We start from the raw sequence: 22,629 nt of genomic DNA on the forward strand, positions 1-22,629 counted from the left end.
GCGCGCCCCTTCGGGTTCAGCTTAAATCCATGAGAACCCCATGCCCCAGCCCCGCCCTTATAAAGTTGCTCTGAACGGCTACGGCCGCATTGGTCGTTGCGTCGTGCGTGCGCTGTGTGAGCGAGGGACGAAAGCGGGGTTTGAAGTGGTTGCAATAAACGATCTGGCCGACATGGCCAGTCTCGAATACCTGACGCGCTTCGATTCCACCCACGGCCGATTTCCCGGTCAGGTCCGGGTCGAAGGGCAATACCTGCACATAAACGATCACAGGATCAAGGTGCTGCGCAGCTCGACGCCCGAAGAGATTGACTGGGCTTCGCTGGACGTCGATCTGGTGCTCGAATGCTCCGGTATCTACAACACCCGTGAAGACGGCCAGCGTTTTCTGGATGCGGGCGCGCCGCGAGTGCTGTTCTCGCAACCGATGGCCAGCGAGGCCGATGTCGATGCCACGGTGGTGTTTGGCATCAACCAGCAGAAGCTGACCGGCCATGAACTGTTGGTGTCGGCGGCGTCCTGCACCACCAACTGCAGCGTGCCTCTTCTTCGCCTGCTGGATCAGGCTGTCGGGCTTGAGTACGTCACCATCACCACGATCCACTCGGCCATGAACGACCAGCCGGTGATCGACGCCTACCACCACGAAGATCTGCGCCGCACGCGCTCGGCGTTTCAGTCGATCATCCCGGTCTCCACAGGCCTTGCCCGCGGAATCGAAAGGCTGCTTCCGGAACTTGCCGGCCGAATTCAGGCCAAAGCTGTTCGCGTACCGACCGTCAATGTGTCCTGTCTGGACATCACGTTGCAGACGGCTCGTGACACCGACGCACAGGACATCAACCGAATCCTGCGCGAGGCCGCTACCCGCGGCCCGTTGAAGGGTTTGCTGGCCTACACTGAGTTGCCGCACGCCAGCTGCGATTTCAATCATGACCCGCATTCGGCGATTGTCGATGCGAGTCAGACCCGCGTTTCCGGACCCAGGCTGGTGAATCTGCTGGCGTGGTTCGATAACGAGTGGGGCTTTGCCAATCGAATGCTCGACGTTGCAGAGCACTTTCTGCGCGTCGCTGACCAACAACAGTAAAAAACAGGAACGCCTCATGACCGTGTTGAAGATGACCGACCTCGATCTGCAAGGTAAACGTGTACTGATTCGTGAAGACCTCAACGTCCCTGTGAAGGACGGCGTCGTCAGCAGCGATGCACGTATCCTTGCTTCGCTGCCGACCATCAAGCTGGCGCTGGAAAAGGGGGCGGCCGTGATGGTCTGCTCGCACCTGGGCCGTCCGACAGAAGGCGAGTTCTCTGCAGAGAACAGTCTCAAGCCGGTTGCCGACTACCTGAGCAAGGCACTGGGTCGTGACGTTCCGCTGGTTGCCGATTATCTGGACGGCGTTGACGTCAAGCCAGGCGACATCGTGCTGTTCGAGAACGTGCGCTTCAACAAGGGCGAGAAGAAGAACGCCGATGAGCTGGCGCAGAAGTACGCCGCGCTGTGCGACGTGTTCGTGATGGACGCCTTCGGTACCGCACACCGCGCTGAAGGCTCGACCCACGGCGTGGCCAAATTCGCCAAGGTCGCTGCGGCAGGTCCGCTGCTGGCTGCCGAGCTGGATGCATTGGGCAAGGCGCTCGGTGCTCCGGCCCAGCCGATGGCGGCCATTGTCGCCGGTTCCAAGGTCTCCAGCAAGCTGGACGTGCTTAACAGCCTGAGCGCTATCTGCAACCAGCTGATCGTCGGCGGCGGCATTGCCAACACCTTCCTGGCAGCAGCCGGTCACAAGGTCGGTAAGTCCCTCTACGAGCCGGACCTGCTGGACACCGCACGCGAAATCGCCGCCAAGGTCAGCGTTCCATTGCCGACCGACGTTGTGGTCGCCAAGGAATTCGCCGAAAGCGCTACCGCTACCGTCAAGCTGATTGCCGATGTGGCCGATGACGACATGATTCTGGACATCGGCCCGCAGACTGCTGCGCACTTCGCCGACTTGTTGAAATCTTCGAAGACTATTCTGTGGAACGGTCCGGTCGGTGTGTTTGAATTCGATCAGTTCGGCGAGGGCACCAAAACGCTGGCCAAGGCGATTGCCGAAAGCTCTGCGTTCTCCATCGCGGGCGGCGGCGACACATTGGCAGCCATCGACAAGTACGGTGTAGCCGAACAAATTTCCTATATTTCCACAGGCGGCGGCGCGTTCCTCGAGTTCGTGGAAGGCAAGGTTCTGCCCGCGGTTGAAGTGCTTGAACAACGCGCCAAGGCCTGAATCCAGGCATTTGGACAAGGAGTCGTACATGGTCAGGGCGTTACCGTGGTTCCTCATCGCAGGGTTGCTGGGCGGTTGTGCAGGCAAGCCTGAAGCCGAAGAGGCCGAGAGCGCTTCCCGGACCGATGTGCTGCATTTGAGTTGTTATCAGGCGGGCTGGCAGGCCGAGACAGTACCGGTGATCTACAAGCGCGGCGGCCAGGAGGTATGGGATCGTTACGAATTCATGCCCAAGGCAACAGGGTTGCCAGGCTGTCCGTAAGCCGGGTTGAGGCTTTTGCGGCAACCACGGCAAGCTTCAGCGGTCATTAGTGGGTGGACATCTTTTTATGAAGAAGGAGTTTTGCCATGAAGATCGCTGCCCTGGCGCTTGTGAGTTGCGTTGTACTGGCCGGTTGTGCCGGTTCCGGCTCCCATGCCTGCAAAGTATTCAGCCCGGCCTCGGTGGATGTGCCGACAACCGAGAACAGTCAGCGGGTCGAGGCGCGCGCCACGGGTGAACCGGCCGATGACGGTAAACAGGAACAGAACTGCCCCTGATACAACGAAGCCGCAGGCACACGCCGGGTTTCGCAGGGCAGGCCAGGAGAAGTCATGAAAGGCTTGATTGCCCTCGGAACATTGGCGGTGCTGGGCGGTTGCTCGATGATGAGCAAGCCCCAACAGAATGACCCGTGGAATCACTGGGTCTGCGATAGCGGTGCCGAGATTCATTGGCGCTATATCGATTCAGCAAAAAAAGAAGTGGATGCGCGCCTGAATCAGAGCGATCAGGTTTTCAGGCTAAAGGCTGAACCCGGTGCTTCCAGTGGCACGCTTTACAGTAATAATGTGCTGGCGTTCGACAACAAGGGCAGCGAAGGCCTTGTGTATTGGGACGCCACCAATGATTTGATCGGTCGCGGCTGCAAAGCCAGATAAGTCGTAGCCGATGCACCATTCGCAGGGCTTGCGGCCCGTGCGTATAACTTGAATAGCAGCCGCCACTACGGCAGGCTTGCACGATTAACGACCCTACCGGGAGAGACACAGACAATGGCACTTATCAGCATGCGCCAGATGTTGGACCACGCAGCCGAGTTCGGCTACGGCGTTCCAGCTTTCAACGTAAACAACCTGGAACAAATGCGCGCCATTATGGAAGCGGCCGACAAGACCGACTCCCCGGTGATCGTTCAGGCTTCGGCCGGTGCCCGCAAATACGCCGGTGCCCCGTTCCTGCGTCACCTGATCCTCGCGGCAATCGAAGAGTTCCCGCACATCCCGGTGGTCATGCACCAGGACCACGGCACCAGCCCTGACATCTGCCAGCGCTCGATCCAGCTGGGCTTCAGCTCGGTGATGATGGACGGCTCGCTGAAGGAAGACGGCAAGTCCCCAGCCGATTACGAATACAACGTTGACGTGACCCGTCGCGTGGTGGCCTTCGCTCACGCCTGTGGCGTGTCCGTGGAAGGCGAGCTGGGCGTTCTGGGCTCGCTGGAAACCGGTATGGCCGGTGAAGAAGACGGCGTCGGCGCTGAAGGTATTCTGGATCACAGTCAGATGCTGACTGACCCGGAAGAAGCTGCTGACTTCGTAAAGAAAACTCAGGTCGATGCCCTGGCCATCGCCATCGGCACCAGCCACGGCGCTTACAAGTTCACCAAGCCGCCTACCGGCGACATCCTGGCGATCGAGCGCATCAAAGAAATCCACAAGCGGATTCCGAACACTCACCTGGTGATGCACGGTTCTTCGTCCGTTCCTCAGGAATGGCTGAAGATCATCAACGAATACGGCGGCGACATCAAAGAGACGTACGGTGTGCCGGTCGAAGAAATCGTTGAAGGCATCAAGCACGGCGTGCGCAAGGTCAACATCGACACCGACCTGCGTCTGGCGTCTACCGGTGCCATCCGCGAGTTCATGGCCAAGAACCGCAGCGAGTTCGACCCGCGCAAATACCTGGCCAAGACCGTTGTCGCCATGCGTGACGTCTGCATCGCCCGCTACGAAGCCTTCGGCACCGCTGGCAACGCCTCGAAGATCAAACCGATCTCGCTGGACGCCATGTTCGAACGCTACGCCCGTGGCGAACTGGATGCCAAGATCAACTGAGTTGATTGAGCATTGAAAAAACCCGCAGCGATGCGGGTTTTTTTGTGCCTGTCCGAAATCTGCCGCGCTGCGTCACACGGCTGGACGCGGAGCGTCCTGAGAGGCGTTACCACGCAGAGCGCTCATCGTTATACACAAGTCCGCCTCGACACTGATCGTGCCCATCGCTCCGCGTGGGTATGCCTCCCGTGACGCTCCGCGTCACAATGGCGCAGACTGAGGATTCAGTGAGCCGAGCGCATGACGTGGATAACGCTGGAGCTTGGGCACATATCTGCGTCACATTCGAGAGCGGACGCGGAGCGTCCTGGGAGGCATTCCCACGCGAAGCGTAGGAACGATCAGCGTGATCTCAAGCACGCCGATCATGCCAATGCTTGCGCTCAGTGTTATACCCAAGTCTTGCTGCAACCACGGGTACGTATTCAGTCAGACACTTTTGTTTTGGCCCCGTTTGAGCGTCTTCCAGACTTGTGTATAACGCTGAGCGGGGAGCATGGGCACGATCAGTGTGCGTGAGATCCACGCGTTACCTACGCCGACTTCATCAGCCCCGCGCACGCTGTCTTGTAAGCCTCGTGCTGATACTTGTTCAGCGTATCGGGCAGGGCGAAGGCGTGTTTCTTGTTCTGGGCGTTGATGGTTTGCGGGGAAACGAGCGTTACGTCGCAGTCGGCCAGCAACTGGAATACCGTCTCGATCTTGAAGGTGGTCGGGCCGCCGGCGAATTCGCCTTTCTTGCTGCGCTTCTTGATCGCGACATGGCTGATGCCATTCTCGCGCACGAAGCTGGCGATCTGAGTGGCGAAGGCTTTGACGTTGGCAGACTCGTCGTCATCTTCCAGCGCAATCTTTTTGGTCGCCAGTGGCAGGTGTGCGATGCCGCCTTGCTGACGCGTGGCCAGAGCAAAGATGGCTTCACTGCCTTTGATTTCTACACCGCAAATAATCATGAGAAAACCTGATGAAGTGATTCATAAAAGAAACAGGTTATCTCATCGCTGGCGTTATTCCTGTGCAATCGACTCCAGATACTCCGACCGCTCGTCACTCATGCGAGCCACGCAGTCGTTCTCACTGATAGTGAAAGCCTTGCTGCCTGCAGCAGACGGGAACACTTCGACAGCGCAATCGGCATCGCGCAGCTTTTCCCAGGCGGACTGAGCCGTCTTGAGCTTGCTGGTGAAGTCGTTGAATTGTGTCTTGTTGGCGACGAACTGCGATTGGACCCGCTGGAGCAGGTTCTGGAAGTTTTCCTTGAGCAGCTCTTCAGCCGTATGGCGGCTGTAGGCCGAGCATTCCAGGGTCTGATTATCGCTGTCCACGCCGTCGCACGGCGTGCTGTCCGGATTCTGAGCAGCGTGTGCGCCTGTCACGGCCGTGGCCATCAAGGCCAGGGTCAGGAAAATCGTTCTCATTGAGTCGCTCCGATCCATTGATGTAACGAATTCTGTCCTAACCGCGTGACAATGAACAGGTTTACGACAGGGTGTGACGAAGTGCTGTCACCCTTTGTCGTTTCTTGACGCTTTCGGCAAGCCCCTTGTCGTTTTTGCACCCGGCTCGGCCAACCCTCCGGCATATGCTGACCCCATTAGCGCCGACAGCCGATTCGGTGCGCAAGAACCTGAATGGGGACAGCCTGATGAGCCCAGCCGAACTGCACGCCGACAGCATCGTTATTGACGGGCTGATCATCGCCAAGTGGAACCGTGAACTGTTTGAAGACATGCGCAAGGGCGGCCTGACCATGGCCAACTGCACCGTGTCGGTATGGGAAGGTTTTCAGGCCACCATCGACAGCATCTGCACCAGCCTGAAACTGATGCGCGAAAACAGTGATCTGGTGATGCCGGTCCACACCACTGCCGACATCCGCAAGGCCAAGGAACTGGGCAAGACCGGCATCCTTTTCGGCTTCCAGAACGCCCATGCCTATGAAGACCGGATCGGCTACGTCGAGATCTTCAAGAAGCTCGGCGTCGGCATCGTGCAGATGTGCTACAACACCCAGAATCTGGTCGGTACCGGCTGCTATGAGCGTGATGGCGGCCTGTCGGGCTTCGGCCGCGAGATCGTCGCCGAGATGAACCGCGTCGGCGTGATGTGCGACCTGTCCCACGTGGGCTCCAAGACCTCTGAAGAAGTCATCCTCGAATCGAAAAAGCCGGTCTGCTACTCCCACTGTCTGCCGTCCGGCCTCAAAGAACACCCGCGCAACAAATCCGACGCCGAACTGAAGTTCATTGCCGACCACGGCGGCTTCGTGGGTGTGACCATGTTCGCGCCGTTTCTGGCCAAGGGCATCGACTCGACCATCGACGACTATGCCGAAGCCATCGAGTACGTGATGAACATCGTGGGCGAAGACGCCATCGGCATCGGCACCGATTTCACCCAGGGTCACGGCCAGGACTTCTTCGAGTACCTGACCCACGACAAGGGCTACGCCCGCCGCCTGACCAACTTCGGCAAGATCATCAACCCGCTGGGCATCCGTACCGTGGGCGAGTTTCCCAACCTGACCGAAACCCTGCTCAAGCGCGGCCATCCAGAGCGCGTGGTGCGCAAGATCATGGGCGAGAACTGGGTCAACGTTCTGGCCGACGTCTGGGGCGAGTAAGCCGCCTGTTACACCTGAACCTATACACGCCCACGGCCTTCGTTGCGGTGGGTGTAACCCGAATCATCTGGAGTTTGTTCCCCATGGCCAAAATCGCCCCGCAACTGCCTATCGAAGTCGACAGCGAAACCGGTGTCTGGACCTCCGATGCACTGCCGATGCTCTACGTGCCTCGCCACTTTTTCGTCAACAACCACATGGGCATCGAGGAAGTGCTGGGCGCCGATGCCTACGCCGAAATTCTCTACAAGGCAGGCTACAAATCCGCCTGGCACTGGTGTGAGAAAGAAGCCGAATGCCACGGCATCGAGGGCGTCGCCGTGTTCGAGCACTACATGAAACGCCTGTCGCAGCGCGGTTGGGGCCTGTTCAAGATTCAGGACATCGACCTCGAAAAGGGCACGGCCAGCGTCAAACTCGAGCACTCCTGCTTCGTGTACGTCTACGGCAAGGTCGGCCGCAAGGTCGACTACATGTTCACCGGCTGGTTCGCAGGCGCCATGGATCAGATCCTGGCCGCCCGCGGCAGCTCGATCCGCACGGTGGCCGAGCAGGTCTACGGTGGTTCGGAAGAAGGTCATGACGACGGACTCTTTGTCGTCAAGCCGCTGTAAATCGAGGATCGCGTTATGGCTTTCGAAGCGATGTTCCAGCCGATCCAGATCGGCAAGCTCACCATCCGCAACCGCGTGCTCAGCACGGCGCATGCCGAGGTCTATGCCACCGATGGCGGCATGACCACCGACCGTTACGTGAAGTATTACGAAGAGAAAGCCAAGGGCGGTATCGGTCTGGCCATCTGCGGCGGTTCGTCGAGTGTTGCGATCGACAGCCCGCAGAGCTGGTGGAAATCGGTCAACCTGGCCACTGACCGGATCATTCCACACTTCCAGAATCTGGCCGACGCCATGCACAAGCACGGCGCCAAGATCATGATCCAGATTACCCACATGGGACGCCGCTCTCGCTGGGATGGCGATCACTGGCCGACCCTGCTCTCGCCGTCGGGCATCCGCGAGCCGGTGCACCGCGCCACCTGCAAGACCATCGAGCCCGAGGAAATCTGGCGCGTGATCGGCAACTACGCCAGCGCCGCAGCCCGTGCCAAGGCCGGTGGGCTGGACGGCGTGGAGCTGTCGGCTGTGCACCAGCACATGATCGATCAGTTCTGGAGTCCGCGCGTGAACAAGCGTACAGATGAGTGGGGCGGCTGCTTCGAAAACCGCATGCGCTTCGGTCTGGAAGTGATCAAGGCGGTGCGCAAGGAAGTCGGTCCAGATTTTTGCGTGGGCCTGCGCATCTGCGGCGACGAGTTTCACCCTGATGGCCTGAGCCATGAGGACATGAAACAGATCGCCAAGTACTACGACGACACCGGCATGATCGATTTCATCGGTGTGGTGGGCTCGGGTTGTGACACCCACAATACCCTGGCCAACGTGATCCCCAACATGAGTTATCCACCGGAGCCGTTTCTGCACCTGGCGGCCGGTATCAAGGAAGTGGTCAAGGCGCCTGTACTGCATGCGCAGAACATCAAGGACCCGAACCAGGCCACGCGCATTCTGGAAGGCGGCTATGTCGACATGGTCGGCATGACCCGGGCGCACATTGCCGATCCGCACCTGATCGCCAAGATCAAGATGGGCCAGATCGACCAGATCAAACAGTGCGTTGGCGCCAACTACTGCATCGACCGCCAGTATCAGGGGCTGGATGTGCTGTGTATCCAGAACGCAGCCACGTCGCGTGAATACATGGGCGTGCCGCACATCATCGAAAAATCCACCGGGCCGAAACGCAAGGTGGTGATCGTCGGTGCCGGGCCTGCCGGAATGGAAGCAGCACGGGTATCTGCCGAACGTGGACACGACGTGACGCTGTTCGAGAAAAAGGACTTCATTGGCGGACAGATCACCACGGCTTCGAAAGCGCCGCAGCGTGACCAGATTGCCGGTATCACCCGTTGGTTCCAGCTGGAGCTGGCACGCCTGAAAGTCGATCTGCGTCTGGGCACGGCCGCCGACGCGGCGACCATCCTCGACCTGCGCCCCGACATCGTGGTGCTGGCGGTGGGCGGTCATCCGTTTCTGGAGCAGAACGAGCACTGGGGCGCGGCCGAAGGTCTGGTGGTCAGCAGTTGGGACGTGCTCGACGGCAAGGTTGCGCCGGGCAAGAACGTGCTGGTCTACGACACCATTTGCGAATTCACCGGCATGTCCGTGGCCGACTTCCTGGCCGACAAGGGCTGTCAGGTCGAGATCGTCACCGACGACATCAAACCGGGCGTAGCGATTGGCGGTACGTCGTTCCCGACCTACTACCGCAGCATGTACCCCAAGGAAGTGATCATGACCGGCGACATGATGCTGGAAAAGGTCTACCGCGAGGGCGACAAGCTGGTCGCTGTGTTGGAGAACGAATACACCGGGGCCAAGGAAGAACGTGTGGTCGATCAGGTGGTGGTGGAGAACGGCGTGCGTCCGGACGAGGCGATTTACTACGCGCTCAAGGAAGGGTCGCGCAACAAGGGCCAGATCGATATCGATGCCTTGTTTGCCATTCAGCCGCAGCCTTCGCTGAGTGAGCCGGGCGCCGGTTACCTGCTGTTCCGGATCGGCGACTGCGTGGCACAGCGCAATACCCACGCAGCGATCTACGACGGCTTGCGCCTTTGCAAGGATTTTTAAGAAACCACTTTCCAGTGGGAGCGGGCGTGTCGGCGAAAATGCGGTTTCAGACGTAGCCTCTTTATCGTCTGCCCTGGCGTCTTCGCGGACAAGCCCGCTCTTATCAAACAACCTGTAAACCACTGAAGAAACGAGGTTTTGTGGGAGCGGACTTGTCCGCGAAAAGGCCGGTACATCCGACGCATATGCAGTGGCTGGAATACTGCATTCGCGGACAAACGGAACGCCGCCCGGTCCGCTCCCACTGAGTTTGCCGCGCGACAGCGCTACGTCGAAGACGTGGTGTTGCCGCCCACACGGTCCGGAGCCGAGCCAACATGTTGAACACCCTTCTTCCCATCCTGCTGTTCACCGCGCTGGCCCTTGCGGCGCTCGGTGCATTGCGGCGGGTCAAAATGTGGCGCAACGGCCGGGCCGCGAAGGTCGACTGGCTGGGCGGTCTGCTGGCCATGCCCAGGCGCTACATGGTCGATCTGCACCACGTGGTCGCCCGCGACAAATACATTGCCAATACCCACGTCGCCACGGCGGGCGGTGCTGTCGCGTCGATTATCCTGGCGATTCTGGTGCACGGTTTCGGCTTGCATAACCGCCTGCTCGGCTACGCGTTACTGCTGATGACTGCCGTGATGTTTGTCGGCGCCATCTTCGTTTACCGCCGACGCCTGAATCCGCCCGCGCGTCTGTCCAAAGGTCCGTGGATGCGTCTGCCAAAAAGTCTCATGGCGTTTGCCGCGAGCTTTTTCATCGTCACGCTGCCGGTGGCCGGCATTCTTCCCGAGCATTTCGGCGGCTGGGTGCTGGTCGCGATTCTGGGACTGGGTGTGCTGTGGGGCGTGAGCGAACTGTTCTTCGGCATGACTTGGGGCGGCCCGATGAAACACGCTTTCGCCGGTGCGCTGCACCTGGCCTGGCACCGCCGCGCCGAGCGCTTCGGCGGCGGTCGTTCCACGGGGCTCAAACCTCTGGACCTGAATGACCCGACCGCGCCACTCGGTGTGGAAAAACCCGAGGATTTCACCTGGAACCAGTTGCTGGGCTTCGACGCCTGCGTGCAGTGTGGCAAATGCGAAGCCGCTTGCCCGGCATTTGCCGCAGGCCAGCCGCTGAACCCAAAGAAATTGATTCAAGACATGGTCGTGGGTCTGGCGGGCGGCACCGATGCACATTTTGCAGGCAGTCCGTATCCGTCGCTCGATGGTAAAGGCAGGCCGATTGGCGAGCACGGCGGACATCCGCATCAGCCGATCGTCAACGGTCTGGTGGATGCCGAGACACTCTGGTCGTGCACCACCTGCCGCGCCTGCGTCGAGGAATGCCCGATGATGATCGAGCACGTCGATGCCATCGTCGACATGCGCCGTCACCTGACCCTTGAAAAAGGCGCGACGCCGAACAAGGGCGCCGAAGTGCTGGAGAACCTGATCGCCACCGACAATCCGGGCGGTTTCGCACCGGGCGGTCGCATGAACTGGGCGGCGGATCTGAACCTGAATCTGCTCAGCGAGAAGAAGACCGTGGACGTCCTGTTCTGGGTCGGCGATGGCGCGTTCGACATGCGCAACCAGCGTACTTTGCGAGCCTTCGTCAAAGTCCTGAAAGCAGCCGGCGTCGACTTCGCCGTGCTGGGGCTGGAAGAGCGCGACAGTGGCGACGTAGCACGTCGCCTGGGTGATGAGGCGACTTTCCAGATGCTGGCCCGACGCAACATTCAGACGCTGGCCAGGTACAGCTTCAAGCGCATCGTGACCTGCGACCCGCACAGCTTTCACGTGCTCAAAAACGAATACGGCGCGTTTGGCGGCGACTATCAGGTGCAGCATCACAGCACGTATATGGCCGAGCTGATTCAAAACGGATCCGTGCGGCTGGGGCAGCACAAAGGCACCAGCGTGACGTATCACGATCCCTGTTATCTGGGCCGCTACAACGGCGAATACGAAGCGCCCCGCGACGTGCTGCGTGCGCTGGGTATCGAGATCAGGGAAATGCAGCGTTCCGGCTTCCGCTCACGTTGTTGCGGAGGCGGTGGCGGTGCGCCGATCACCGACATTCCTGGCAGGCAGCGTATCCCGGATATGCGCATGGACGACATTCGGGAGACAGGCGCCGAACTGGTGGCGGTCGGTTGTCCACAATGTACCGCGATGCTCGAAGGCGTGGTCGAGCCTCGACCGTTGATCAAGGACATCGCCGAACTGGTGGCCGATGCGCTGCTGGAAGACGACGTTATCCCCAGCAAGCCTGTTCCGGCAAAACGTGAACCTGCGGAGGTGCACTGATGAGCGACATTATCCGCCGCGACCCCCGCGCCGAGTGGATCGCCCGTAACCGGCTGCATCCGCTGCACGCGGCGATGCAACCTGCACAAACCAGCTGGATGGGGCCCAACGGCCTGATGCGCAAGACTGTGCATGGGCTGGGCTTCATCGGCCCAAACGGTATCAAGCGGATCGACCGCAGCGGTGCGCAGCAGGGTGGTGCAGTCAAGCGCTCGGCCGCCACTGAAGTGCAGCTGCCGTTGCATCAGGTTGTTGATCCGGCGTTCTACATTTGCGTGGTTCCCGACATGGTCGGTGGCCGCCTGAGCAGCCATGACCGCGACCTGCTGGGTCTGGCCCATCAGTTGGCGGGCACGGACGGTGCTGTACTGGCCGTGGTGTTCGGCGAGCACAAGGAAACCTCATTCGAGGCAGCGGGCGTGGACCGCCTGCTGGTTATGGATGGCACACAATTCAGCGGTTATTCACCTGAGCAGCGCGTTCAGGGTCTTCGTGCTGTGGATAACCAGTTCAACCCTCGCCACTGGTTGCTGCCCGACAGCCGTACCGGTGGCGGCGAACTCGGCCGTCGGTTTGCCGCCAGTATTGGCGAGCGCCCGGCGACTCGTGTCTGGCAGGTCAAGGATGAGCTGTGCATTGGCAGGGCCGGGGCCGGGCGTGAAGACCTGATTCGGCCTGTCGTAAGGCTGATTCTGGCGGCGGCCGAATGTGCAGAACCCGTAAGCGAAACGCGCCATGAGGCATCACCCGTAGAGTTATCCACAACGGTGGCCCGCAGCTTGTCCCGTATCGAGGACTTGGGGGCGGTGACAGTCGATCCTGCAGTTATCCCCATGGCGGAGGCCGAATTCATTCTGTCCGGCGGTAATGGGGTGAAAGACTGGGCCTTGTTCCACCGCACTGCGATGGCCCTGGGCGCTACCGAAGGTGCTTCACGTGTGGCTGTAGACGATGGATTCATGGGCCGCGAGCGGCAGGTCGGCGCCAGCGGCACCTGGGTCACGGCGCGTGTCTACGTGGCAGTGGGAATCTCGGGGGCCATCCAGCATTTGCAGGGTATCGGTGCTTGCGACAAGGTCGTTGCCATCAACCTTGATGCAGGCTGCGACATGGTCAAGCGGGCCGATCTTTCAGTGATTGGCGAAAGCGCCGCCATTCTCGACGCGCTGATCGCTGCAGTCGAAGCCTGGCGCAACGGGGAGAAACGAGATGCGGCCTGATCAAAACAACGTGGCAGTGGATAAGTCAGGCGTGCAGATCATCAGTCTGGTGTCCATCGGCGCTCACCCGACTTCAGGCCGTGCGCGCCGCGCTGAGCAGGACGCACGAGCCGTTGAACTGGGGATGCAGCTGGTTGGGGATAACTTGCACGTTCTCCACGCGGGCGATGCACAGGAGCCCGCCTTGCGTGCTTATCTGGGCATGGGGCTGAGCGAGCTGCACGTGCTGGAGCAGCCGCAAGGCGCCGATGCACTTGGCGTGCTGACGGACTATATCCGCGACTCTTCCGCACAGCTGGTGTTGACCGGCAGTCAGGCAGAAACCGGCGAAGGCTCAGGCATGTTGCCGTTCCTGCTGGCTGAAAAACTGGGCTGGCCGCTGGTGACCGGGCTTGCCGAGGTCGAGTCGCTGGATAACGGTATGGCGCTGGTGCTGCAGGCGCTGCCGCGTGGCCAGCGTCGTCGTCTCAAGGTGCGCCTCCCGTTCCTCGCCACTGTGGATAACGCCGCGCCAAAACCGCGTCAAAGCGCTTACGGCCCTGCGCAACGCGGTGTTCTCGGTGTGGAAGACGTCGAAGTGGTCAACGACGAGTTACTCATAGGTCAGCCGCTGCAACCCGCCAAACCACGTCCCAAACGCCTGAAAGTTATCAAGGCCAAAAGCGGCGCTGATCGCATGAAGGCCGCAACTGCCAAGGCCAGCGGTGGCGGTGGGCAGGTGTTGAAAGGCTTGAGTGCTGAAGAAGGTGCGGCCGCGATTCTTAAACTGTTGGTTGAGGAAGGCGTGGTGCGCTGAGCAATACGCCAACTTACACACAATCCCTGTGTGTTCGTCTGTGGATAACGTGTTCGCGCCTTGCTGAACCCCTTGTAGACTGTGGCTTACATGGGGGTGATCAAATATTGATCAGGTTAAGTCGCGGTTTTTAAAGACTTTTCCATGTGGATAAATAAGTCGACGCTGCGCGCCTGATCCGATAATTGCCCACAATCTCTGTTGGCGTCTCTGTGGACAAGTTGTTCGTGATCCGCTGTAAGCCCCTTTCTACGTGGCTTTCGCGTTATCGTTCAAAAAATAGCCAATCGGTCTGTGCAGGTATCAAAACTGCATTTCATAGCGCAGACATCGCACATTTTTCAGTTTTCCACAGCACGCATCGATAAAAGACCGAGTTGTACCCAAAGTCTGTTGGCTTTTCTGTGGATAACGTGTTTGCGGTCTGTCCTGGCCCAATGAATTAAAGGCTTTAAGGGTTGTGGTTAAAAAATATACAGTGGCTTGGTAATCTGACGGTCATGCATAACTTGCGTTTTTTCGGAAAGGTTTGTCCTTCGAGAAACGACCTGCTCCATGTTTCATCTACAGCGCTGTGGATAAGTCGTCTCTCTTTTAGTGCGTGCCTGAGAATCCGTTGCCTGCCTGATTTTCAGGGTTGCTGTCAGTTGGACTTGCGACGATAAGCCCTGAGCGCATAAGGCAACCACAAGGTATGCGCTTGGCCCGGATTCCAATCTTCAATCGAAACATGAGACTGGATACAGATGTACTTCAGTTCCTTATACGTCACCTTATCCTCTATGTCGTAGAAATGATCTTTCACCCATTCAGCAATCTCATCACCGCCATCGTCGGCTCTGGTTTTGGGCTTCACCATGTTGCTGGGTTGGGAAAACAGGTTGTCCACCGCTCGTGCAAACACGACATATTGATATTGGGTATCCGGTTTCAGCCCGGTATCAGTGAAGCGGGTGGTGGGCGATTTGATCGAGGCAATCTGCTCGTCACCTCGAATCAGTGCGTATTCCATCAAAGGGCTCGAGCCGGGAGACGACGCGTTCCACATCAGCGAGATACTGGTCGACGTTATTTCTGTGGTGTGCAGATCGGTCGGAGCGGTGGGCCGCTCGCCTCCACCCTCTGCCTTGGTACTGACACTGATGACGGCGGATTTATCCGAGGTGACATTGTCCGTGTCAGTCGCTGTGATCTGGTAATCGTAGGCTTTGCCCGGTTCAAGACCTGTGTCTGTGAACGGAGGATGTGTCGTTTCAGGCAGATGAACACCATCACGATAAACGTCATATCGCAGGACCGGCCTGTTCCATACCACAAGATCCCAGTTCAGCGTGATGGAGCTGGTGGTTTGTGCCGTCGACCTGAAATGGGTGGGTGCTGGTGGTTTGTCCGGTCCTGGTTGTTCACCTTCAGTCAGATATTTATAACGCTCATGAAATTCCCAATCGTAAGGCTTGCCGTCTTTGTCGACGCCAGCATCCCAGTTGATCGACCAGGTCATCAGGCCGCGAATCGGATTGCCGTTGCTTTCCAGTTCCGCCAGTGCATCTTTTACATCCTCAGGGTCAATCACGTAGCCGGTGGCTGCGCCGTCATTATTGCTTGGCAAGCCAATGGCGAGACGGTCGGCAGGAATGGATGAAAACCCCCGTGTACCGTTAATCAGGCTATCGGTCAGGTAATAAAGAAATTCCTGCTTCTGTTCATCGTTGTTTTGTGTGATCCACGCATTCAGTTCGTCGACCCATATGCCATCACCGCCCTGGTTGTAATATTGCGGTGCAATGAAGTCATAGTAGTCTTCAAGGGCTGAGATATAGGCAAGGTAAGGCCCGGAATCCCTCAGGTAAGGAAACTCTGGCGCCATGCTGATAATGAAATGCTTGCCTTCGGTTTTGTAATGCTCGCGCACCAGTTTCAGTGCGGCAGGTAATACAGTGGCGTTATCGGCAAAGGTGATTGCGGTCTGTTCAAGATCGATGTCCAGGCCGTCAAAGCCATAGACCTCGACCAGTCGGCAGATTTCAGCAGCCAGCGCTGCCTCCTGACCTGCGTGCAATTCAATGTGGGCATCCGCGCCACCCAGAGAGATCAGCACCGCTCTGCCTTGTGCATTCAGCGTGGCGACCTCGGCGCGAAACGCTGCATCGGTCCCTTTGTAAGGCTTGAAGGTCGGGATGCCGTTGCCCTTCATGAAGGCCACCGCCACCACGTTGTAGGCTTCTGGAATCTCGCTCAGCGACATTTCCTTGAACATGCCCTGCCGGTAACCCTGACCCGGTTCAGGTCCCCAGTTATGCCAGAAACCCATGAGGATATTTTTTTTCGAAATATCCGGCATGATGGAGGCAGCATCTTCTCTGCGTTTTTTAAAGCGTGAGAGATAGCGTTTTATGTATTTTTTGAATAAGTAGCGAGTGAACATATTTTTTCTCCGTGCACTAAATAACGTACGCGTGATGTGCGCTGTACGTTTCCATTCCGTTGGAACGTCAACCAAGTTTAGTCGGAGAAAAAGCTGTTTAGCGGCGGGTCATGAAACAGAGAGGGGCTTTTGATCGATTCGAGACCAGTGGTCAATGTTTCATCGTTGCAATCGTCACGAAGTTCAAGAGGAATCTGAACTTCGTGTCTATAAACTTTCCGAGCTTATTCGTGATTGACCGCCACGCCTTTCAAATAAGGCGCAGGCTCGGCGCCAAGATTCTCCAGCATGCGCGAGCTGTACCAGTCGACGAAGTTGACCACGCCGAACTCGTAGGTTTTCGAATAAGGACCTGGCTGATAGGCCGTCGAGTTGATACCGCGCTGGTTTTCTTCGGCCAGACGACGGTCCTGGTCGTTGGTGGCGTCCCACACCTGACGCATGCGTTCCACGTCGTAATCCACGCCTTCGACAGCGTCCTTGTGGACGATCCACTTGGTGGTGACCATGGTTTCCTGTGCGCTGATCGGCCACACGGTGAACACGATGATGTGATCGCCCATGCAGTGGTTCCAGGAGTGCGGCAAATGCAGGATGCGCATCGAGCCCAGATCCGGGTTCTGGATGCGGCCCATCAGTTTCCTGCAGCCAACCTTGCCGTCCATGGTCATCGACACGGTGCCCTTGAGCAGTGGCATACGCACGATGCGGTTACGCAAGCCGAAGCTGGCGTGGGCGTAAGGGATTTTTTCGGCATCCCAGGCAGCGGCGGAGGCAGCTACATGGTCCTTGAAGGCCTGGTCGGCACGCGGGTCGGTCACGTCGTCCCATTCCAGCAGGGTCTTGAGCAATTCCGGGTGCGAGGCGTTGCAGTGGTAGCACTCGCGGTTGTTTTCGAGCACCAGCTTCCAGTTGGCCTTCTCCATCAAGGTGGTCTGCACCGCCACCTTGGTGTTCTCCATGTCGTAGGGTTCCATGTAGTGACGCAGGGTCGACAGGAACTCGTCGATGGCCGGCGGGTTTTCCGCCAGGCTGATGAAAATGTAACCACCCGCTGTTTTCACGTTCACCGGCTTGAGGCCGAACTGAGACATGTCGAAGTCGGCCCCCATCTCGCTGCCGGCATACAACAGGCGGCCATCCAGTTCGTAGGTCCACTGGTGATAGTGGCAGACCAGCTTGGCCACCTTGCCTTTCTCGGCGGTGCACAGACGCGAGCCCCGGTGACGGCAAACGTTATGGAACGCGTTGACCGCTCCATCCGGGCCGCGCACGACCAGAATAGGGTTCTTGCCGATCTGCAGCGTCAGGTAGTTGCCCTTGGCCGGGATTTCACAGGTCATTCCCGCAATCAGCCATTCCTTCTGGAAAATCTCCTGCATATCGATTTCAAACAGCCGTTCATCACTGTAGAAAGGCTGCGGCAACGAATACGTGCGTTCACGATTCTGCAGCATCTCGGCAGTGGCCTTGCGTGCAGGTTCCAGCAGGTCGCCCAGGCTCAGGGTTGCGGTGACGTCCATCGTTAAAATCCCTCATGACCGCGTCTGAAGGCGGCCTGCGAATGTGGCTGATACGGTTGTTGTAGCGCTGCACGCAGGGCGACGGATCAGTCGTCCTTGCTTGATTGCCCTTGGTGGCGAGTGTGGAGGCGGGCGTTCGACGAACCTTATCCATGCGCGACATGGCCGAATCCGTTCCCGACGCGAAACACCTTGTCTTTGGGGGCTGGTCGCCGTAAGTATGTGAATGTCGTTGATGGATAAGTGACAGCGCCTTCTGTTAAGCAGAATCCGCACCATAAGAGGCCGACAGTCGGCCGTGGAGATCCTGTATGTCCCAAAGTTTCCTCAGCCCGGTCACGACCCAGACATGGGCCAACGGGCGCCACCTGGTTCGTGTCGTCAAAGTCATCCAGGAAACCTGGGATGTACGTACGTTCTGCTTCATGGCTGACCAGCCGATCCTGTTCTTTTTCAAGCCCGGGCAGTTCGTGACCCTGGAGCTGGAAATCGACGGCATGCCGATCATGCGCTCCTACACCATCTCCAGCTCGCCATCGGTGCCTTACAGCTTCTCGATCACCGTCAAGCGCGTGCCGGGCGGCAAGGTTTCCAACTACCTGCACGACACGTTGCACGAGGGCCAGGAGCTGGCCGTGCACGGGCCTGTCGGTCTGTTCAACGCCATCGACTTTCCCAACCCCAGGATTCTGTACCTCAGCGGCGGCGTCGGCATCACGCCGGTGATGTCCATGGCGCGCTGGTTCTACGACACCAACGCCAATGTCGACATGGTGTTCGTGCACAGCGCCCGTTCGCCCAAGGACATCATCTATCACCGCGAGCTGGAGCACATGGCGTCGCGGATCGACAACTTCAGCCTGCACCTGGTCTGTGAAAAACACGGACTCGGCGAACCATGGGCCGGCTATCGCGGCTACCTGAATCAGAAAATGCTCGAGCTGATGGCCCCGGACTTCATGGATCGCGAGGTGTTCTGCTGCGGACCTACGCCCTACATGTCTGCGGTCAAGCGTCTGTTGCAGGAAAACGGTTTCAACATGGCGCAATACCATGAGGAATCCTTTGGTGCTACGCCGCCAGAAGCCCGCGCCGACGCGGTCGAGCAGGCCGAGATCGCTGCTGATGCGCCGGACGTCGATATTGCCGATCTGCATCAGGTCGAGTTCACCGACACTGGCAAGAGCATCCGGGTGGGGCCGGGTGAAACCGTCCACGCCGCCGCCGCCAAGCTGGGTCTGATGATTCCCAAAGCCTGTGGCATGGGGATCTGCGGGACCTGCAAGGTGATGAAAATCAGCGGCGAAGTGGAGATGGAGCACAACGGCGGCATCACCGACGAGGATGTTGCAGAAGGCTACATCCTCTCTTGCTGCAGCGTGCCGAAAGGGGACGTGCAAATCGAGTATTGAGGTCTGCGGCGGGTGTGCAGGTCAGCCCTGCATCACCAGCCGGATGTCGGCGGCCAGTTCACGGACGCGCTCTTCCTCGGTGTCCCACGAGCACATGAAGCGTGCGCCGCCGTTGCCGATGAAGGTGTAGAAGCGCCAGCCTCTGGCCGTCAGTGCTGCGATGGCCGCTTCGGACAGTTGCAGGAACACGCCGTTGGCCTCTACCGGGAACATCAGCTCCACGCCGGGAATATCCTTGACCAGATCCGCCAGCAGCTGTGCGCAGCGGTTGGCGTGGCGGGCGTGTTTGAGCCACGCGTCGTTTTCCAGCAAGCCGACCCACGGCGCTGACAGAAAGCGCATCTTCGACGCCAGTTGCCCGGCCTGCTTGCAGCGGTAATCGAAATCTTCGGCCAGGTCATGGTTGAAGAACAGAATCGCCTCGCCCACCGCCATGCCGTTTTTGGTGCCGCCGAAACACAGCACGTCAACGCCCGACTTCCAGGTCAGTTCAGCTGGCGAGCAGTCCAGAAAGGCGCAGGCGTTGGAGAAGCGCGCGCCGTCCATATGCAAATGCAGACCCAGTTCCTTGCAGGTCGCGCTGATGGCCTTGAGTTCTTCGGGTTGATAGACGCCGCCCACTTCAGTGGCCTGAGTGAGGGTCACCACCCGAGGTTTGGGGTAGTGAATGTCCTGACGCTTGAGCGCCACTTCACGGATCGATTCAGGGGTCAGCTTGCCGCCAGCGCTACGGGCGGTCAGCAGCTTGGAGCCGTTGGAGAAGAATTCCGGCGCGCCGCATTCATCGGTTTCGACGTGAGCCGTTTCCGAGCAGATGACACTGTGGTAACTCTGGCACAACGATGACAGTGCCAGCGAGTTGGCGGCTGTTCCGTTGAACGCGAAAAACACTTCGCAGTCGGTTTCGAACAGACGGCGGAAATCATCCGACGCCCGCGCAGTCCATTGATCGTCACCGTAGGCTCGTTGATGACCCTTGTTCGCCTGTTCCATCGCTGCCCAGGCTTCGGGGCAGATACCGGAATAGTTGTCACTGGCGAACTGTTGGCTTTGGTCTGTCATGGCCGATTCCTTATGGGCTTATCCTGCGCACTGTATCGAAAAACCAGTGTCGCGGTCATGCATTGCCTGCTCGACTCTTTATCTGTCAGGAGTGATATGGATCTTTCCAACCCGCCTTTTCTGCCGGGACGCAACAAGGCGCTGGACCTGCTCAAGTGGCTGGCGATGCTGAGCATGGTGCTCGACCATTTGCGCTACGTGGGCTGGTCGATCAACGAGCTGTACGTGCCGGGGCGTTTTGCCTTTCCGTTTTTCTGTCTGGCCATTGCCGTCAATCTTTCACGACGCAGCGCAGCGGTGATTGCGCCGCGTGTGCAATGGCGATATCTGATGTGGTTGCTGGCCTTCGCCGCGCTGTCGGAGATTCCCTATCGTCTGTTCATGGCTGATGCCACGGTGCTTAACGTCATGCCGACCCTGCTGCTCGGTCTGCTGATTGCGCAGGGCTGGCAGCAGCAGACACCCGTGACGCGGGTGATGGCGCTTGTGGCATTGTTGCTGGGGGTGATGTTTCAGAAATACCTGATGTTCGGAATGGCTGGCGTGCTGTTGCCGTTGGTGTTTGTTCTGGTGCTGAACAGATCGCTTGGTTATGCGGTTTTCCCGGCGCTGTTCTGCGTGGCGGGCAATGCCTGGCCGGAGATGTTTGCCGGTGCAGCATGGGGTGATCCGATTTCCATCGGGTCGCTGATTGCCTGTCTGCTCGCCCCGGTGCTGGGCCTGGCTTTGCTAAGGGCAAAGCCGCGATTCAGGGTCATGCCGATGCGACGCTGGGCGTATGCGATCTACCCGCTGCATTTTCTGGCGTTGCTGGGGTTGCGTGAGGTGTTGCGGGTGGTCTGAGCCTGCATGCTGATCCGAACCTGGGTGCAGGAATACGACGATGATCGTTCCCACTCATCGCTATAGACAAAACGCCAGCACTGCATTTATCTTCCGCAGCAGGCCGCCTCATGTGGCCAACGTCGCTCGGACGGTTCCGGGCGCTTACGTCTGCGAGATTCTCATGGCTGACCAAGGTTCGCCGCGCCGCTTTGCGCGCATCGATCGACTCCCCCCTTACGTGTTCAACATCACTGCCGAGCTGAAGATGGCTGCCCGTCGTCGTGGTGAGGACATTATCGACCTGAGCATGGGCAACCCCGACGGGGCTACGCCGCCGCACATCGTCGAAAAACTGGTCACTGTCGCCCAACGTGAAGACACTCACGGCTACTCGACTTCGCGTGGCATTCCGCGTCTGCGTCGGGCGATTTCCAACTGGTACAAGAAGCGCTACGAGGTCGACATCGATCCCGAGAGCGAAGCCATTGTCACCATCGGCTCCAAAGAGGGCCTGGCGCACCTGATGCTCGCCACCCTCGATCAGGGCGATACCGTGCTGGTGCCCAACCCCAGTTATCCGATCCACATCTACGGTGCGGTGATTGCAGGCGCTCAGGTGCGCTCGGTACCGCTCGTGCCGGGTGTGGATTTCTTCGCCGAGCTTGAGAAGGCCATTCGTGGCTCGATTCCCAAGCCGAAGATGATGATCCTGGGTTTTCCGTCCAACCCTACCGCGCAGTGCGTAGAACTGGACTTCTTCGAGCGCGTGGTTGCGCTGGCCAAGCAGTATGACGTGCTGGTGGTTCACGATCTGGCCTATGCCGACATCGTCTATGACGGCTGGAAAGCGCCTTCGATCATGCAGGTTCCCGGTGCCAAGGACATTGCGGTGGAGTTCTTCACCCTGTCCAAGAGCTACAACATGGCGGGCTGGCGGATCGGTTTCATGGTCGGCAATCCCGAACTGGTCAACGCCCTGGCACGGATCAAGAGCTACCACGACTACGGCACCTTCACGCCGCTGCAGGTCGCAGCCATTGCGGCACTGGAAGGCGATCAGCAATGCGTGCTCGACATCGCCGAGCAGTATCGCCAGCGTCGCAATGTGCTAGTCAAAGGCCTGCATGAACTGGGCTGGATGGTCGAGAACCCCAAGGCATCGATGTACGTGTGGGCGAAGATTCCCGAAGCTTACGCGCACCTGGGTTCGCTGGAATTCGCCAAGAAGTTGCTGCTTGAGGCCAAGGTGTGTGTCTCGCCCGGCGTCGGTTTTGGTGAGTACGGCGACGATCATGTGCGCTTCGCGCTGATCGAGAACCAGGACCGCATTCGTCAGGCCGTACGGGGTATTCGCGGCATGTTCCGGGCGGATGCGTTGGTTGCGCCAAAAAGCTGAAAGCT

At 58.8% G+C, this 22,629-nt stretch carries 20 protein-coding genes; 15 read left to right on the forward strand and 5 right to left on the reverse strand.

Annotated elements, in window-relative coordinates; all coding sequences use genetic code 11:
* The first annotated feature begins 40 nt into the window (after nt 1-40).
* The 6 genes from epd to fba all read left to right on the forward strand — a co-directional run bounded on the left by epd (nt 41) and on the right by fba (nt 4,370).
* Entirely contained in the window at nt 41-1,090 is a 1,050-nt protein-coding gene (gene epd / locus CFBP1590_RS02160; protein ID WP_088234405.1) for an erythrose-4-phosphate dehydrogenase, read from the forward strand.
* Between the two features lie 16 nt (nt 1,091-1,106).
* On the forward strand, nt 1,107-2,270 hold the full coding sequence (locus tag CFBP1590_RS02165) for a phosphoglycerate kinase (RefSeq protein ID WP_088234406.1): 1,164 nt from the start codon (nt 1,107-1,109) through the stop codon (nt 2,268-2,270).
* Between the two features lie 28 nt (nt 2,271-2,298).
* Nucleotides 2,299-2,532: a hypothetical protein gene (locus tag CFBP1590_RS02170; RefSeq protein WP_004880233.1), complete on the forward strand. Its 234-nt coding sequence runs from the start codon at nt 2,299-2,301 to the stop codon at nt 2,530-2,532.
* 86 nt (nt 2,533-2,618) lie between these two features.
* Nucleotides 2,619-2,810, forward strand: a complete 192-nt coding sequence (locus CFBP1590_RS02175; RefSeq protein WP_004880231.1) for a hypothetical protein — start codon at nt 2,619-2,621, stop codon at nt 2,808-2,810.
* A gap of 54 nt (nt 2,811-2,864) precedes the next feature.
* Entirely contained in the window at nt 2,865-3,191 is a 327-nt protein-coding gene (locus CFBP1590_RS02180) for an MliC family protein (protein ID WP_004880229.1), read from the forward strand.
* A 114-nt stretch (nt 3,192-3,305) separates the two neighbouring features.
* On the forward strand, nt 3,306-4,370 hold the full coding sequence (fba, locus tag CFBP1590_RS02185; protein ID WP_004880227.1) for a class II fructose-bisphosphate aldolase: 1,065 nt from the start codon (nt 3,306-3,308) through the stop codon (nt 4,368-4,370).
* 533 nt (nt 4,371-4,903) lie between these two features.
* Here the strand turns inward: fba and CFBP1590_RS02190 are convergent.
* Nucleotides 4,904-5,323, reverse strand: coding sequence for a DUF3010 family protein (locus CFBP1590_RS02190; protein WP_004880226.1), 420 nt, complete (start codon nt 5,321-5,323; stop codon nt 4,904-4,906).
* Between the two features lie 54 nt (nt 5,324-5,377).
* Entirely contained in the window at nt 5,378-5,788 is a 411-nt protein-coding gene (locus CFBP1590_RS02195; RefSeq protein ID WP_043305544.1) for a lysozyme inhibitor LprI family protein, read from the reverse strand.
* A 227-nt stretch (nt 5,789-6,015) separates the two neighbouring features.
* Here CFBP1590_RS02195 and CFBP1590_RS02200 point away from each other — a divergent pair, with 227 nt between their 5' ends.
* The 6 genes from CFBP1590_RS02200 to etfB all read left to right on the forward strand — a co-directional run bounded on the left by CFBP1590_RS02200 (nt 6,016) and on the right by etfB (nt 13,981).
* Nucleotides 6,016-6,993, forward strand: a complete 978-nt coding sequence (locus CFBP1590_RS02200; protein ID WP_088236347.1) for a dipeptidase — start codon at nt 6,016-6,018, stop codon at nt 6,991-6,993.
* 83 nt (nt 6,994-7,076) lie between these two features.
* Nucleotides 7,077-7,607, forward strand: coding sequence for a DUF5943 domain-containing protein (locus CFBP1590_RS02205; RefSeq protein ID WP_029244137.1), 531 nt, complete (start codon nt 7,077-7,079; stop codon nt 7,605-7,607).
* Between the two features lie 15 nt (nt 7,608-7,622).
* Entirely contained in the window at nt 7,623-9,683 is a 2,061-nt protein-coding gene (gene dgcA / locus CFBP1590_RS02210) for a dimethylglycine demethylation protein DgcA (RefSeq protein ID WP_088234407.1), read from the forward strand.
* A gap of 317 nt (nt 9,684-10,000) precedes the next feature.
* Nucleotides 10,001-11,965: a dimethylglycine demethylation protein DgcB gene (gene dgcB, locus CFBP1590_RS02215; protein WP_088234408.1), complete on the forward strand. Its 1,965-nt coding sequence runs from the start codon at nt 10,001-10,003 to the stop codon at nt 11,963-11,965.
* On the forward strand, nt 11,965-13,185 hold the full coding sequence (gene etfA, locus CFBP1590_RS02220) for an electron transfer flavoprotein subunit alpha (protein WP_088234409.1): 1,221 nt from the start codon (nt 11,965-11,967) through the stop codon (nt 13,183-13,185). The genes dgcB and etfA overlap by 1 nt, the downstream gene beginning before the upstream one ends.
* Nucleotides 13,175-13,981 (forward strand): electron transfer flavoprotein subunit beta, encoded by an 807-nt coding sequence (gene etfB, locus CFBP1590_RS02225; RefSeq protein ID WP_088234410.1) that lies wholly within the window; start codon nt 13,175-13,177, stop codon nt 13,979-13,981. The genes etfA and etfB overlap by 11 nt, the downstream gene beginning before the upstream one ends.
* A 643-nt stretch (nt 13,982-14,624) precedes the next feature.
* Here etfB and CFBP1590_RS02230 read toward each other — a convergent pair.
* Both CFBP1590_RS02230 and gbca read right to left on the reverse strand, forming a co-directional pair.
* A complete protein-coding gene (locus tag CFBP1590_RS02230; RefSeq protein ID WP_088234411.1) occupies nt 14,625-16,406 on the reverse strand; it encodes a fibronectin type III domain-containing protein in 1,782 nt (593 codons plus the stop codon).
* A 224-nt stretch (nt 16,407-16,630) separates the two neighbouring features.
* On the reverse strand, nt 16,631-17,929 hold the full coding sequence (gene gbca, locus CFBP1590_RS02235) for a glycine betaine monooxygenase oxygenase subunit (RefSeq protein ID WP_029244131.1): 1,299 nt from the start codon (nt 17,927-17,929) through the stop codon (nt 16,631-16,633).
* Between the two features lie 311 nt (nt 17,930-18,240).
* Here gbca and gbcB point away from each other — a divergent pair, with 311 nt between their 5' ends.
* Nucleotides 18,241-19,341 carry a glycine betaine monooxygenase reductase subunit gene (gbcB, locus tag CFBP1590_RS02245; protein ID WP_088234412.1) on the forward strand — a complete coding sequence of 367 codons (1,101 nt, stop codon included), beginning with the start codon at nt 18,241-18,243 and terminating at the stop codon, nt 19,339-19,341.
* Between the two features lie 21 nt (nt 19,342-19,362).
* On the opposite strand, the gene CFBP1590_RS02250 is transcribed toward gbcB, so the two are convergent.
* A complete protein-coding gene (locus tag CFBP1590_RS02250; protein WP_029244129.1) occupies nt 19,363-20,403 on the reverse strand; it encodes a threonine aldolase family protein in 1,041 nt (346 codons plus the stop codon).
* 96 nt (nt 20,404-20,499) lie between these two features.
* On the opposite strand from CFBP1590_RS02250, the gene CFBP1590_RS02255 reads away from it, so the two are divergent.
* Nucleotides 20,500-21,246: a TraX family protein gene (locus CFBP1590_RS02255; protein WP_029244128.1), complete on the forward strand. Its 747-nt coding sequence runs from the start codon at nt 20,500-20,502 to the stop codon at nt 21,244-21,246.
* A 163-nt stretch (nt 21,247-21,409) separates the two neighbouring features.
* A complete protein-coding gene (gene alaC, locus CFBP1590_RS02260) occupies nt 21,410-22,624 on the forward strand; it encodes an alanine transaminase (RefSeq protein WP_029244127.1) in 1,215 nt (404 codons plus the stop codon).
* Nucleotides 22,625-22,629 lie beyond the last annotated feature (5 nt).

It is taken from the genome of Pseudomonas viridiflava (assembly GCF_900184295.1).
Lineage (GTDB): Bacteria > Pseudomonadota > Gammaproteobacteria > Pseudomonadales > Pseudomonadaceae > Aquipseudomonas > Aquipseudomonas viridiflava.

Bases quoted from the DNA above. Each gene is read 5' to 3' on its own strand.
- CFBP1590_RS02180 (WP_004880229.1), top strand. From the start codon at position 2,865: ATGAAAGGCTTGATTGCCCTCGGAACATTGGCGGTGCTGGGCGGTTGC.
- fba (WP_004880227.1), top strand. From the start codon at position 3,306: ATGGCACTTATCAGCATGCGCCAGATGTTGGACCACGCAGCCGAGTTC.
- dgcA (WP_088234407.1), top strand. From the start codon at position 7,623: ATGGCTTTCGAAGCGATGTTCCAGCCGATCCAGATCGGCAAGCTCACC.
- CFBP1590_RS02230 (WP_088234411.1), bottom strand. From the start codon at position 16,406: ATGTTCACTCGCTACTTATTCAAAAAATACATAAAACGCTATCTCTCA.
- epd (WP_088234405.1), top strand. From the start codon at position 41: ATGCCCCAGCCCCGCCCTTATAAAGTTGCTCTGAACGGCTACGGCCGC.
- CFBP1590_RS02190 (WP_004880226.1), bottom strand. From the start codon at position 5,323: ATGATTATTTGCGGTGTAGAAATCAAAGGCAGTGAAGCCATCTTTGCT.
- alaC (WP_029244127.1), top strand. From the start codon at position 21,410: ATGGCTGACCAAGGTTCGCCGCGCCGCTTTGCGCGCATCGATCGACTC.
- gbcB (WP_088234412.1), top strand. From the start codon at position 18,241: ATGTCCCAAAGTTTCCTCAGCCCGGTCACGACCCAGACATGGGCCAAC.
- dgcB (WP_088234408.1), top strand. From the start codon at position 10,001: ATGTTGAACACCCTTCTTCCCATCCTGCTGTTCACCGCGCTGGCCCTT.
- CFBP1590_RS02170 (WP_004880233.1), top strand. From the start codon at position 2,299: ATGGTCAGGGCGTTACCGTGGTTCCTCATCGCAGGGTTGCTGGGCGGT.
- CFBP1590_RS02255 (WP_029244128.1), top strand. From the start codon at position 20,500: ATGGATCTTTCCAACCCGCCTTTTCTGCCGGGACGCAACAAGGCGCTG.
- etfB (WP_088234410.1), top strand. From the start codon at position 13,175: ATGCGGCCTGATCAAAACAACGTGGCAGTGGATAAGTCAGGCGTGCAG.
- gbca (WP_029244131.1), bottom strand. From the start codon at position 17,929: ATGGACGTCACCGCAACCCTGAGCCTGGGCGACCTGCTGGAACCTGCA.
- CFBP1590_RS02205 (WP_029244137.1), top strand. From the start codon at position 7,077: ATGGCCAAAATCGCCCCGCAACTGCCTATCGAAGTCGACAGCGAAACC.
- CFBP1590_RS02250 (WP_029244129.1), bottom strand. From the start codon at position 20,403: ATGACAGACCAAAGCCAACAGTTCGCCAGTGACAACTATTCCGGTATC.
- etfA (WP_088234409.1), top strand. From the start codon at position 11,965: ATGAGCGACATTATCCGCCGCGACCCCCGCGCCGAGTGGATCGCCCGT.
- CFBP1590_RS02165 (WP_088234406.1), top strand. From the start codon at position 1,107: ATGACCGTGTTGAAGATGACCGACCTCGATCTGCAAGGTAAACGTGTA.
- CFBP1590_RS02200 (WP_088236347.1), top strand. From the start codon at position 6,016: ATGAGCCCAGCCGAACTGCACGCCGACAGCATCGTTATTGACGGGCTG.
- CFBP1590_RS02195 (WP_043305544.1), bottom strand. From the start codon at position 5,788: ATGAGAACGATTTTCCTGACCCTGGCCTTGATGGCCACGGCCGTGACA.
- CFBP1590_RS02175 (WP_004880231.1), top strand. From the start codon at position 2,619: ATGAAGATCGCTGCCCTGGCGCTTGTGAGTTGCGTTGTACTGGCCGGT.